General features: G+C 66.2%; 11 protein-coding genes. 7 read left to right on the forward strand and 4 right to left on the reverse strand.

The window, feature by feature from the left end; genetic code table 11:
* Positions 1-612, reverse strand: a 612-nt coding sequence (locus tag BLIN9172_RS00005; RefSeq protein ID WP_145997904.1) for a transposase, incomplete at its 3' end; no start/stop codon positions are given.
* Positions 613-764: 152 nt separating this feature from the next.
* Here BLIN9172_RS00005 and BLIN9172_RS00010 point away from each other — a divergent pair.
* Entirely contained in the window at positions 765-2,570 is a 1,806-nt protein-coding gene (locus tag BLIN9172_RS00010; protein WP_101553301.1) for a BCCT family transporter, read from the forward strand.
* 124 nt (positions 2,571-2,694) lie between these two features.
* Here BLIN9172_RS00010 and BLIN9172_RS00015 read toward each other — a convergent pair whose 3' ends face one another.
* The 3 genes from BLIN9172_RS00015 to BLIN9172_RS00025 all read right to left on the reverse strand — a co-directional run bounded on the left by BLIN9172_RS00015 (position 2,695) and on the right by BLIN9172_RS00025 (position 7,166).
* Entirely contained in the window at positions 2,695-4,257 is a 1,563-nt protein-coding gene (locus tag BLIN9172_RS00015; protein ID WP_101553302.1) for a GMC family oxidoreductase, read from the reverse strand.
* A 46-nt stretch (positions 4,258-4,303) separates the two neighbouring features.
* Positions 4,304-5,782 (reverse strand): aldehyde dehydrogenase family protein, encoded by a 1,479-nt coding sequence (locus tag BLIN9172_RS00020; RefSeq protein WP_101553303.1) that lies wholly within the window; start codon positions 5,780-5,782, stop codon positions 4,304-4,306.
* Positions 5,783-6,464: 682 nt separating this feature from the next.
* Positions 6,465-7,166 carry a hypothetical protein gene (locus BLIN9172_RS00025; RefSeq protein WP_101553304.1) on the reverse strand — a complete coding sequence of 234 codons (702 nt, stop codon included), beginning with the start codon at positions 7,164-7,166 and terminating at the stop codon, positions 6,465-6,467.
* On the opposite strand from BLIN9172_RS00025, the gene BLIN9172_RS00030 reads away from it, so the two are divergent.
* The 6 genes from BLIN9172_RS00030 to recN are packed head-to-tail and all read left to right on the forward strand — an operon-like array spanning position 7,152 to position 12,796.
* Complete coding sequence (locus tag BLIN9172_RS00030; protein WP_145997905.1) at positions 7,152-8,162, forward strand: hypothetical protein; 1,011 nt, start codon at positions 7,152-7,154, stop codon at positions 8,160-8,162. The genes BLIN9172_RS00025 and BLIN9172_RS00030 overlap by 15 nt on opposite strands.
* A complete protein-coding gene (locus tag BLIN9172_RS00035; protein WP_101553305.1) occupies positions 8,159-9,136 on the forward strand; it encodes an HAD-IIA family hydrolase in 978 nt (325 codons plus the stop codon). The genes BLIN9172_RS00030 and BLIN9172_RS00035 overlap by 4 nt, the downstream gene beginning before the upstream one ends.
* Complete coding sequence (locus tag BLIN9172_RS00040) at positions 9,133-9,351, forward strand: hypothetical protein (protein WP_101553540.1); 219 nt, start codon at positions 9,133-9,135, stop codon at positions 9,349-9,351. Before BLIN9172_RS00035 ends, BLIN9172_RS00040 begins: the two co-directional genes overlap by 4 nt.
* Positions 9,348-10,154 (forward strand): TlyA family RNA methyltransferase, encoded by an 807-nt coding sequence (locus tag BLIN9172_RS00045; RefSeq protein ID WP_240811938.1) that lies wholly within the window; start codon positions 9,348-9,350, stop codon positions 10,152-10,154. Before BLIN9172_RS00040 ends, BLIN9172_RS00045 begins: the two co-directional genes overlap by 4 nt.
* On the forward strand, positions 10,151-11,092 hold the full coding sequence (locus tag BLIN9172_RS00050; protein ID WP_174521230.1) for an NAD kinase: 942 nt from the start codon (positions 10,151-10,153) through the stop codon (positions 11,090-11,092). The genes BLIN9172_RS00045 and BLIN9172_RS00050 overlap by 4 nt, the downstream gene beginning before the upstream one ends.
* Positions 11,093-12,796 carry a DNA repair protein RecN gene (recN, locus tag BLIN9172_RS00055; RefSeq protein ID WP_101553306.1) on the forward strand — a complete coding sequence of 568 codons (1,704 nt, stop codon included), beginning with the start codon at positions 11,093-11,095 and terminating at the stop codon, positions 12,794-12,796.

The raw sequence follows: 12,796 nt of genomic DNA on the forward strand, positions 1-12,796 counted from the left end.
GGCGAAGACGTCGGCGGAGCGGCCGGGGGCGATGTCGAGCAGGCGTGCTGGCCGGTGGGTGAGGTCGACGATGACAGTCACCCACCTGTCGATGCCGCGGTGGGACCAGCAGTGCTCATCGACACCGATTGTGGATACACCCTCGAACCGGGTGGCATCAGCGATGAGCAGAGATCGGCCGAGGTCGAGTACAGCCGTGCACACAGTGTTCCAGGAGGTGGAGAGGTTCTTAGCGATGACGTGGATGCTCATCTTGTCGATGACCACGGACTTCAATGCCCACAAGCGTGCTGTCGTCGAGAGTTTCGATCTGCCGGCGCAGGCTCGCTGGGGTGTTTGGGACCAGCGCTGGTGGCAGGAAGGGCAGGTGTAGGTGCGGATGCGAATAGCCAAGGTCACCGCGGTCAGGCCGATCGGGGGATGAACGAGTTTGCGGATCCTGGTGGCCCGGACGAGTCCGCGTTGACGGCAGACAGGGCAGGACCTGTCGTTGTCGGTGATCAGGCACAGCACGGTCAGATGCCGACCAGTGTGGTGTTGCCCGATCGCGGTGAGTCCGAGTTCCGGCAGGGAGAGTGTGGTATCGAGGCAGGGCGGGGTAAAGTCGTACACGAGGGACCTTGGGTCGTGATGGAGTCTTGAACACCTACATCATTGCACCCAGGGTCCCGTTGTCATCGACGCCGGATTCAACTCTTCCCCACCGCCCTATCTATGAAGAGCCTCTGTAGTGTGGGCGGCAACAACCCTACGGAAGGTACGCCATGCTCGACAAACTGCACGATGCATTGAGACTCCGCACCAACCCGGCCATCTTCTTCTCCTCAGCGGCCGTGATCATCATCTTCGTCCTCGGGACGATCTTCTTCACCGATCAGATCGACGCCGGCGTCTCGGTCGCCTCCGACTGGCTGCTGACGAACCTCGGCTGGTTCTACATCCTCGGCGTCACCGTCTTCGTCGTCTTTCTCATCTACATCGCCGCCTCCCGCTATGGACGCGCGAAGCTCGGCCCCGACGACGAACCACCGGAGCACTCCAACGGCGCCTGGTTCGCCATGCTCTTCGCCGCCGGAATCGGCTCGATCCTCATGTTCTGGGGCGTGGCCGAACCCGTCAGCCACTTCGGCGACCCACCACGCGCATCCCTCGGCGTCGAACCGGGCACACCGGCCGCAGCGGTCGATGCCATGAATTTCACGTACTACCACTTCACCCTGCACACGTGGGCGATCTTCACTCTGCCCGCACTGTGCTTCGCCTACTTCATCCACAAGCGGAACCTGCCGCCGCGCGTGAGCTCGATCTTCCAGCCCATCCTCGGTGAGAAGATCCACGGACCCATCGGCAAGACAATCGATGTCGTCGCCATCATCGGCACCGTCTTCGGCATCGCCGTCTCGATCGGCCTGGGAACACTGCAGATCAACGGCGGTCTCGCCCAGGTCATCGGCATCCCCGAGAACGCCCTGTGGCAGCTGATCATCATCGGCGTCGTCTGCGGACTGGCTACGATCTCGGTGTCGCTCGGCCTCGACAAAGGCATCAAGGTCCTGTCGAACCTCAACATCGTCGTGGCGGTGCTGCTGCTCGTCTTCATCATCGCCTTCGGACCGACCCTGTTCATGGCCAAAGGCGTCTTCGAATCCCTCGGCACATACATCCAGCAGCTGCCCGAACTCGCACTGTGGAACGACACGTTCGCCGACACCGGATGGCAGAACACCTGGACGGTCTTCTATTGGGCGTGGACGATCACCTGGTCGCCGTTCGTCGGCATCTTCATCGCCCGCATCTCCCGCGGACGCACCATCCGCCAGTTCGTCATCGGCGTCCTCGCCATTCCCTCGGCGTTCTCGATCCTGTGGTTCGGCATCTTCGGCTACGCCTCATTCGACATCGAGCTCAACCAAGGCGGGGGACTGGTCGACCGAGTCGTCGACCAAGGCGACATCCCCGGTGCGCTGTTCGCGTTCCTCGACCACTACCCGCTGGCCGCACCCGTCTCGGTGGTTGCGATCGTGCTCGTGGTCATCTTCTTCGTCACCTCGGTCGACTCCGCAGCGCTCGTCGTCGACACCATGAACAACGGCCACGAAGACTTCAACCCGCTGCCGCAGCGGATCTTCTGGGCCCTTGCCGTCGCCGTCGTCACGGCGGCACTGCTTGTCTTCTCCGGCACCGGCGGACTCGAAGCCCTGCAGTCGACGATCATCCTCGTCGGGCTGCCGTTCTTCATCATCGCCTACTTCCAGATCTACGCCCTCTTGCGCGCCCTGCGTGAGGACGCCGGCATCCTGCCGCGCGTGCGCATGCGCCGCTGGAAGAAGGTCCTGCCGCCCGAAGAGGTCGAACGCCGACAGGGCGACGACGAACAGTTCGGACACGAATACGACGACGATGAGGAAGTCGTCACCGAACCCGAAGCGGTCGAACCGGCACCGAAGTTCCGGGACCCCTACGTCGAAATCGGTCGAGAGAAGAAAGGTCGGCGCGAGGGGACACTCGCCAGCCGCACCGGCAGCCGCTCGAGCAGTCGCGGACAGGGAAAGGGCGACGACACCGACTGAGGCTGACCGGTCCGGAAGCGAGCCCTGACCGTCGCGGCCGGACATGACGAAGGGGGCGCTGCACTGGCAGCGCCCCCTTCTCGTGGGCCGAGGTCAGGCGACCTGGTCGACCGACCGGCTCAGATCACTGACCGGTCTTGATCATCTCTGCGCACTTCTCACCCATCATCATCACGGTGATGTTGGGGTTGACCGTGGTGATCTCCGGCATCGCCGAGGCGTCGACGACGCGCAGACGGTTCACACCCTTGACCCGCAGCTGCGGATCCAGAGGCGACATCTCGTCATCAGGTGCTCCCATGCGCACCGTGCCGACCGGGTGGTAGACGGTGTTGTGGGTGCGGGTGATGTAATCGGCGATCTGCTCGTCGGTCTGGACGTCCTTGCCGGGGAACAGCTCCTCGCCGGCCCATTCGGACATGGCGTCCTGGGCGACGATCTCACGGGCCTTCTTGATGCCGGCGACCATGACGCGCATGTCGTGGCCCTCCGGATCGGTGAAGTAGCGGGGATCGACCTTCGGCTTGTCACGGAAGTCCTTCGAGCGCAGACGCACGGTGCCGCGCGACTTCGCATGCGTGACATTCGGAGTCAGGCAGAAGGAGTTCTCCGAGGTGTTGTAGCCCTGGCGCAGGGTGTGCATGTCGAAGGGCACCGAACCGTAGTGCATCATCAGATCGGGACGGTCGAGCCCCTCCTCGGTGGGGGAGAAGATGCCGATCTCCCACCACTGCGTGGAGTCCTCGACCATCGGCTTCTTGGCCTCCCACGAGATGACACCCTCCGGGTGATCGCCCAGGTGCTCGCCGACTCCCGGCGAGTCGACGCGGGCCTCGATGCCGACCTCGACGAGGTGGTCCTTCGGGCCGATGCCCGAGAGCATGAGCAGCTGCGGGGTGTTGATGGCGCCGGAGGAGACGATGACTTCCTTCTTCGCCTCGATCCGGTTGGTCCTGCCGAAGGCGTTGTTGACCACGAGCACTGCCGTGCAGTTGTCGTTCTCGTCGAACTCGAGCTCCTTGGCCTGAGTGTCGGTGAGGATCGTGAGGTTCTCACGGTCGAGGATCGGGTGGAGGTAGGACACCGAGGACGACGACCGGGTGCCGTCGTCCTTGCGGTTGACCTGGAAGAAGTTCGCACCGTTGATGACGGTCTGACCCTCGTTGAACTGCACGCGGGGGATGCCGGCCTGCTCGCAGGCGTCGAGGAGAGCGATGCCGCAGGGGTCGACCGGGGGCACGTTCATCAGGCTGACCGGGCCGTCGTGGCCGTGGTGGTCACCGGGCAGCTCATTGTTCTCGAGCTTCTTGTACAGGCCGAAGGTGTCCTTCGAACCCCACCCGGCTGCGCCGTGCTTCTCTTCCCACTCGTCGAGATCCTCGCGCGGGGCCCAGAAGGCGATGCACGAGTTGTGGGAGGAGCAGCCGCCGAGCACCTTGGCGCGGGCGTGGCGCATGTGCGAGTTGCCGTTCTCCTGCTCTTCGATCGGGTAGTCCCAGTCGTAGCCGGACTCGAGGAGCTCCATCCAGCGGTTGAGCTGAAGGACGACGTCCTTGTCCGTGTCGGTGGGGCCGGCTTCGAGGAGTCCGACGGTGACCTCGGGGTCCTCGCTCAGTCGGGCTGCGACCGCGGCACCGGCGGAGCCGCCGCCGACGACGACGTAGTCAAAGCTATGAGTAGTCTTCACTGTTCATCTCTCCTTGTTGAGGTAGGCGTCTTCGGAATGCGACTGATCACTTGGTGTGGTCGGGGAACCAACCGGTGACTGCCGGTTCGAGGTTCTGGTAGATGTGCTTGGCTTCCTGGTACTCGGCGAGACCCGTGGGGCCGAGCTCGCGACCGAACCCGGACTGCTTGTAGCCGCCCCATTCGGCCTGCGGCAGGTAGGGGTGGAAGTCGTTGATCCAGATGGTGCCGTGGCGCAGACGCTGAGCGACCAGCTGGGTCTTACCCGCGTCCTGACTCCACACGGCTCCGGCCAGACCGTAGTAGGTGTCGTTGGCGATCTCGACGGCCTCGTCGACGGTGGAGAAAGTCTCGACGGTGACGACCGGACCGAAGGCCTCGTCGGAGACGACGGACATTCCGCGCTTGACCTGGTCGAGCACGGTCGGCAGGTAGTAGAAGCCGTCGGCCAGATCGCCTTCGCCGAACTTGCCGCCGCAGCGCAGACGCGCACCTTCGGCCACACCCTTCTCGACATAGGCATGCACCTTGTCGCGGTGTGCCGCGGAGATCAGGGGACCGGTCTCGGCGTTGTCATCGAAGGGACCGCCGAGGCGGATCTGCTCGGCACGTTCGACGAGGCGGTTGACGAACTCCTCGGCGATGGATTCCTCGACGATGAGTCGAGCTCCGGCCGAGCACACCTGACCGGAGTGGACGAACGCGGCGTTGAGCGCATTGTCCAGGGCCGCCTCGAAGTCGGCGTCGGCGAAGACGACGTTCGGGTTCTTGCCGCCGAGTTCCAAGGCGATCTTCTTGATCGAGTCGGCAGCGTTGCGGAAAAGCAGGCGACCGGTGACGAGTCCGCCGGTGAACGAGACCATGTCGATGTCCTCGTGAGTCGACAGCGGGGCACCGGCATCGGCACCCGCACCGAGGATGAGGTTGCCGACTCCGGCCGGCAGCCCGAGCTCCTCAAGTACCTGCATGGTGAGGATCGCGGTGTGCGGGGTGAGCTCGGCGGGCTTGAGGACGAAGGCGTTGCCGGCGGCAATGGCCGGAGCGATCTTCCATGCCGCCTGCAGCAGCGGGTAGTTCCATGGGGTGATGAGCGCGCAGACGCCGAGGGGTTCGTGCACGATCTTCGAGGCCACGGTGTCGGTTCCGGCGTCGACGACGCGACCGGCATCGTTTGCGGCGAGCTTGCCGAAGTAGTCGAAGCAGTTCGCGATGTCGTCCATGTCGATCTGCGATTCGACGAAGCGCTTGCCGGTGTCCAGGGACTCGGCGCGCGCGAATTCGTCCTTGCGCTCACGCAGCACGGCGGCGAACTTCAGCAGCAGATCGCCGCGTTCGCTGGCGGGAACGGACGACCAGACGCCGGAGTCGAAGGCGCGACGAGCGGCCCTGATCGCCAGCTCGGTATCTTCGGGGCTGGCTTCGTCCACCTCGGCGACGAAGCTGCCGTCGGCCGGGTTGTGGATCTTCCGGGTTCCACCGTTGACGGCTGAAACCCACTGTCCGTCGATGAAGAGTGTGTTTGGCACGATTTCTCCTTTTCCTAGCGGGTGAACGAGTTGCAGTTCTGTGGAGTCGAGTGGTCTACGGGCCGTCTGACCTGCACGGCGACTGAGCTCTGCGGCGTCGACTCGCGTGCTTCCGGCAATCACAATAGGCGAAGTCAGGGGCCGAATGCGCAATCCGATGATGCTGGTCACATAGGCAAGTGATATTGCTCATGGCGCGGCAGGGGACTGCGGCTGAAGGGGCTGTGCTGTCGTTCGCAGAAAGCGCGACGGGCAGGTCGGTCGCAGCGGGGGAGAAGCGGGCGGTGCAGCCCGAAATTCTGATCGTGGAAAAGCGGAGACGTCCGTCATCCGCACAATGGGCTTCCACGTCAGGTGTCATTCATCTCCTGGTGTCGAGGCGGCGCGGATCTCCGCTGCCGCCGAACCTCTTCGATTGCCGTCGGCCTTTCCACTGGATTCGCCTTGATTCTAACAGAGTGCTGAGGCGGTGACCTGGGCCTCGGCGCTCACCGCAGCGAGTACGACGATGACGCGACGGCGAGCGTGAACGGAGCGCTGACGTGTTCCCGCCCACACGGCGACGAAGCAGTGAGTGGACTAGACTGGAGCGGAACACCGAAAAGACTTCATAGGGAGAATCGTGGCCCAAGGGGATTCGCGAGACAGCCAGGACAACCGCCGCGCAGATGGCGGTCGCCGCTCAGATCGCGACAACAATCGCAACCGTCGACCGGACAACCGGGACGGCCGCGAGCCACGCCAGTCCGACCGCCGAGGCGGCTACCAGGGCAATCGCCGCAATGACGACGATCGTCGGGGCGGCTTCAACCGTGACCGTCGCAATGACGATGATCGTCGAGGCGGCTTCAATCGCGATCGTCGCGACGGGGACGACCGTCGTGGCGGATACCAGGGCAACCGCCGCAACAACGATGATCGCCGAGGCGGTTACCAGGGCAATCGCCGGAACGACGAGGATCGCCGAGGCGGTTACCAGGGCAATCGCCGGAACGACGAGGATCGTCGAGGCGGCTTCAATCGCGACCGTCGCGACGGGGACGACCGTCGTGGCGGATACCAGGGCAACCGTCGCAACGACGATGACCGCCGGGGCGGCTTCAACCGTGACCGCCGTGACGGTGACGACCGTCGCGGTGGCTACCGCGGAAATCGACGGGACGACAACCGTGGAGGACGCGGCGGCCACGGTCGGGGCGACAATGATCGTCGTGCCTCTCGCAAGACCGACACCGGCGACTACGCACGCGAACAGCGCGCCCGCCGCCCACGGATCCAGGAACCCGAGATTCCCGACGGCGTCACCGGTCGCGAGCTCGACAAAGAGATCTCGTCTCAGCTGCGCACCCTCGACAAAGAGAACGCCGATATGGTCGCCAAGCACCTCGTCGCCGCCGGCGGGCTGCTCGACCTCGACCCGGAACGCGCCCACGAGCATGCCAAGGCCGCCATGGCCCGCGCCGGTCGTGTTGCCGTCGTCCGCGAAGCACTCGGCATCGCCGCGTACTACGTGGAGAACTACGACGAAGCCGTCCGCGAACTGCGCACCCACCGTCGCATCTCCGGCTCGAACGACAACATCGCGCTGATCGCCGACGCAGAACGCGGCCGCGGCAAGCCAGAGAAGGCCCTCGAGCTGCTGAAGACCTCCGCGGAGCTCGACCTCGACACGGACACCCGCACCGAACTCGTCATCGTCGCGGCCGGCGCCAAATCCGACCTCGATGACATCGTCGGTGCGCGCCGACTCATCGAAGCCGAGGACTTCACTCAGAAGCCCAGCGGCGGTCTCGTCCGACTCATGGCCGCCTACGCCGAGGTGCTGCGCATCGACGGCGAAACCGAACTCGCCGACAAATACGAAGAGCTCTCCCGCCGCACCGCCAAGGCGACCGGCACCCTGTTCGGCGACGAGATGCCGGACCTCAATGCGGGAGTCGAAATCGAAACCGTCGACGAGGTCGACGACGAACCCGCAGCTGCCGAAGCCCAGACTCCCGAAGACGCCGACGGTGACGCGGCCGCCTCCGAGGAAGCCGCCGAAGAGGCAGCAGAGGCCGAGACCGCTGAAGCTGCGACCGATTCGACGCCCGAAGCCGATGTGACCGCAGAGGCTGAGACCTCCGAAGTCGCCCACGGTGAAGCCGCTGCCGCGGACGCCGAGCCGGAGACCGACGCTCCGGCCGCAGCACCGAAGTCGAAGACGCATGTCTCGGCGAAGGAGCTGAAGTCGGTCACAGTCACCGACGATGAGATCGAAGCCGAACTCGACGAGATCCTCGCCGACGCCGACGCCGACGCCGACGCCGACGCCGACGCCGATTCCGACGCAGACACCGCGTCTGAGACAACAGCAGCCGAGGCCGACGGAGACCAGTGACACTGACCGCCGAACAGGACAGCACAGCAGATGGGCGCCCGCCCGAGTCCCCCGGCTCGCCCATCGACTGCGTACTGTTCGACCTCGACGGAGTCGTCTACCACGGCACCCACGCCATCGACGGAGCCGCCGACGGCATCAACTGGCTCCATTCCCAGTCGATCCCGGTCAGCTACGTCACGAACAACGCCACCCGCACCGCCGCCGCCACCGCCGAGAAGATCACCGGAATGGGTGTCGACGCCTCCGCGGACGAGGTGACCACCTCGGCGCAGGTGCTCGCCGAACGCCTGGCCGAACGCTTCGGACCCGGTGCGCGCGTCCACCTCCTCGGCACCACCGGACTGCGCATCGCACTCGAAGACGCCGGCCTCGACATCACGGACTCGCTCGACGCGGACCCCGTCGCCGTCGCCCAAGGACTCGACCCGGAGATCGACTACGCGAAGATCGTCCGCACCTGCGAGATCATCCGCTCCGGCGCCGAATGGTGGGCGAGCAACCCCGACTTCTCCCTCCTCACGGAGACCGGGAAGGTCCCCGGCAACGGTGCCTTCGTCGATCTCATCGCCCGACTCACCGACTCCACCCCCGTCATCGTCGGCAAACCCGCCCCGCACATGATGGACTTCGCGGCCGGCCGCCTCGGTGCGCACCGCCCGCTCATGGTCGGCGACCGCCTCAACACCGACATCGAAGGCGGCTGTGCCGCCGGAATCGACACGGCCCTCGTCCTCACCGGAATCCACGACATCCACGATGCCCTGAGCGCGGGCCCCGAGAGCCGACCGACCTTCATCTTGCCGAATCTGCGCGGACTCGAAGCCCTCATCACCGGAACCGACCGCGGTGAGTCCGCCCGGATCGAAGCCGAACTCCGGCGTGCATGGGCAGCCATCGATGCAGGGGAGACCGACGCCGAGGCGGTCCTGGCCGACGGTCGCCTGCCGCGCCGGATCGGTCAGGACTCATGAGCGAAACCCCGCGACCGACCCCGACACCCGGCACGAACTCCGGCCCGAATCCCGGCACGACTTCCGCGCCGACCCCCGCCTCGGTGAGTGGGGACGTCCCGGTGGAGACATGGCGGGCCGGCCTCGCCGCAGCCAGAGAGGCACCGGCAGCCGAGCGCCACGGACAGCTGAACTCCCTGCTCGACGACCTCGACGCCCAGGTGGGCTCCTTGTGAGCAGACTCGACCGGGCACTCGTCGACCGCGGGCTGGTGAACTCCCGCTCCCGCGCCGCCCGCGAAATCGCCGCCGGCCGCGTCAGCGTCAACGGCCGCAACGCGACCAAAGCCTCCCAGGACGTGAGAGACACCGACGACGTCACCGTCACCGAACCTGACCCCTGGGTCGCCCGCAGCGCCCACAAACTCCTCGGCGCCCTCGAGGCTTTCGACCTCACCGACCGACTTCAGGGTCTGACGGCCCTCGACGCGGGAGCCTCCACCGGCGGCTTCACCCAAGTCCTCCTCACCCACGAAGTCGCGCACGTCTGGGCCGTCGACGTCGGCCACGACCAACTCGCGCCCATCCTCCGCGACGACCCGCGCGTCCACGTCCGCGAGGGACTCAATCTGCGCGAACTCGCCGACTCCGACGTGCCCACCGTCGACCTCGTCGTCGCCGACGTCTCCTTCATCTCCCTGCGCCTGCTCATCGACCCGCTGCTGGCCGCCACCGCCGCGGGCGGGGAACTCCTCCTCATGGTCAAACCCCAGTTCGAACTCGCCCGTGCGTCGCTGGACAAACACGGCGTCGTCACCAGCCGGGACAGACGCCGCCGCGCCATCGACTCCGTCCTCGAGGCGGTGACCGACAACGGCGCCCGCGTCACCGACATCGCCCCCTCACCGCTGCCGGGCCCGAGCGGGAATCGAGAGTACTTCCTGCGTGTTCGCCCAGGCCGAACACATCACCAGTCCGATAGGCTCGACAAAGCAGACATCCCCGCCCACCTGGACGAAATGATGAGAGGAGAGTCGTGACCAGACACATCATGGTGCTGCTGCACCCCCAACGTGATGAGTCGGCCGTGGCCGCCGTCAGCGTGTTCAAGGCCCTCCTCGACGACGGCGTCACCCCCGTCGTCCTCTCCGACGAGATCGTCGGCATCCGCGCCCGCCAGGCCGAGGCCGTCGACGACGAACCCATCCTCAACCACTGCATCATCATCGATCCCTCCGAGCTGGGGGAGTGGAAGAACGCCTGCGAACTCGTCATCGTCTTAGGCGGCGACGGCACGATCCTGCGCGCCGCCGAACGCTTCCACGGCTCCGGCGCCCCGCTCATGGGCGTCAACCTCGGCCATGTCGGATTCCTCGCCGAAAGCGAGAAGGAAGACCTCGCCGAGGCGGTCCACCGCGCCTCCCAACGTGACTACTCCGTCGAGGAGAGGCTCGCCCTCGACGTGTCCGTGTGGCACGAAGGCGAGAACATCTTCAACGCCTGGGCGCTCAACGAGGCGACCATCGAGAAGACCTCGAAATCCCGGATGATCGACGTCGTCCTCGGCGTCGACGCCCGCCCCGTATCCTCCTTCGGCTGCGACGGTGTCATCCTCGCCACCCCCACCGGCTCGACCGCGTACTCGTTCTCCGCCGGCGGGCCCATCGTCTGGCCCGAGGTCGAAGCGCTCATCCTCGTGCCGATCTCCGCCCACGCCCTGTTCTCCAAACCTCTGGTCGTCAACCCGACCTCCCGCCTCGGCGTGGAGATCTCCCAGTCGAATCCCGAGTTCTCCGCCGTGCTGTGGTGCGACGGTCGCCGCGCCCTCGAACTGCCGTCCGGAGCGCGTGTGGAAGCCACGCGTTCGAAATCGCCGATCCGCCTCGCTCGCCTGCACACCGGCCCGTTCACCGACCGACTCGTCGCGAAGTTCCGCCTGCCCGTCTCCGGCTGGCGAGGACCGATCAAGGAGGCCTGAATGATCTCCGAACTGCGCATCTCCCACCTCGGCGTCATCGCCGAGGCCGCCGTCGAACTCGACACCGGCTTCACCGTCGTCACCGGTGAGACCGGTGCGGGCAAGACCATGTTCGTCTCTGCTCTGTCCCTGCTCATGGGCCGCAAGGTCGGCTCCGGAGTCGTGCGCAAAGGCGCGGAGAAGGCCGAGGTCGAAGGCATCTTCACCGGAGTTGCCGAACCCGTGCGCGAGCGCATCGAGGAAGCCGGCGGCAGCGCCGACGACGAGGCGATCATCTCCCGCACCGTGGCGCTGAAAGGCCGCGCCCGGGCGACGGCCGGCGGACGGACCGTGCCGATCTCCGTGCTCACCGACATCTCCTCGGACCTCATCACCCTCCACGGCCAGTCCGAACAGCTGCGCCTCAAGGGCGCCGCCCAACAGCGGCAGCTCCTCGACGCCGCCGGTGGTACAGCTCTGGCCGAGGTGGCCGAGCGTTACCGTGCCGCCTTCGAGACCTGGCGCGAGACCGAAGCCCGCGTCAGCCGCATCAAGGACTCCACGGCCGCCCGCCGCGAACGCATCCTGTGGCTGCGCGGCTGCCTCGAGGCCATCGACAAGGTCCGCCCCGAACCCGGCGAAGACGAGACCCTGGCCGCACAGTCGGCGAAGCTCGGCGCCGCCGCCGAGATCACCCGCGCCGTCGGCGCCGCCCACGACCTGCTGCTCGGTTCGGAGATCGACGATGCCGGAGCCGCCGTCGACCTCGTCCACCAGGCCATCAGCGCGATCACCGATGTCGAAGGCTCCGACAAGGACCTCGTCACCATCCGCGAAGCCCTCGGCGACGCCGTGCTGCGGCTGTCCGACTCCGCCGCGGAACTGTCGAACTACCTCTCCGGATTCGACGAACTCGGCGAGACCTCCCTGGAGGAGACCGAGGCCAGGCGCGCGGAACTCGGGACTCTGGCCCCCTATGGTCAGGACGTCGCCGAAGTCCTCGACTTCGAAACCCGATCGGCCGCGGAACTCGCCGAACTCGAAGCCGAGGACCGTGACCTCGACGGACTCGACGCCGAACTCGATCAGGCCCGCGAGACCATGGAGGCGGCCGCCTCGGCGCTCACCGAGATCCGCAAGTCCACCGCAGACGAATTCTCCGCCGCCGTCAGCGAGGAACTCGCCGCCCTGTCGATGCCGAAAGCATCGGTGGCCTTCGAGATCTCCGAACGCGAACCCACCACCCACGGGGCCGACGAGGTCCGACTGACCTTCGCCGCCCACGAATCCTCCCTCCCCGACGACATCGCGAAGATCGCCAGCGGCGGTGAGCTCTCCCGCGTCATGCTCGCCATCGAAGTCGTCCGCGCCGCCAGCGAATCCATCCCCACCTACGTCTTCGACGAAGTCGACGCCGGAGTCGGCGGCAAGGCGGCCGTGGAGATCGGACGCCGCCTGGCCAAGCTCGCCCGCAATGCCCAGGTCATCGTCGTCACCCACCTGCCGCAGGTCGCAGCGTGGGCCGACACCCATGTGACCATCGTCAAGGACGACGAGGCCGAGACCGTGCGTTCGGGTGTGGCGGAACTGACCGATTCCGAACGCGTCGTCGAGCTCTCCCGCATGCTGGCAGGCATGGACGACTCCGCCTCGGCGAAGGCCCACGCGGCCGAACTGCTCGACAATGCACGGCAGGTCAAGGAGGCCGGCGTTGGCAGCAGATGA

The sequence above is a fragment of the Brevibacterium linens ATCC 9172 genome, assembly GCF_900169165.1.
Lineage (GTDB): Bacteria > Actinomycetota > Actinomycetes > Actinomycetales > Brevibacteriaceae > Brevibacterium > Brevibacterium linens.

Bases quoted from the DNA above. Each gene is read 5' to 3' on its own strand.
- BLIN9172_RS00010 (WP_101553301.1), top strand. From the start codon at position 765: ATGCTCGACAAACTGCACGATGCATTGAGACTCCGCACCAACCCGGCC.
- BLIN9172_RS00030 (WP_145997905.1), top strand. From the start codon at position 7,152: ATGGTCGCCAAGCACCTCGTCGCCGCCGGCGGGCTGCTCGACCTCGAC.
- BLIN9172_RS00040 (WP_101553540.1), top strand. From the start codon at position 9,133: ATGAGCGAAACCCCGCGACCGACCCCGACACCCGGCACGAACTCCGGC.
- recN (WP_101553306.1), top strand. From the start codon at position 11,093: ATGATCTCCGAACTGCGCATCTCCCACCTCGGCGTCATCGCCGAGGCC.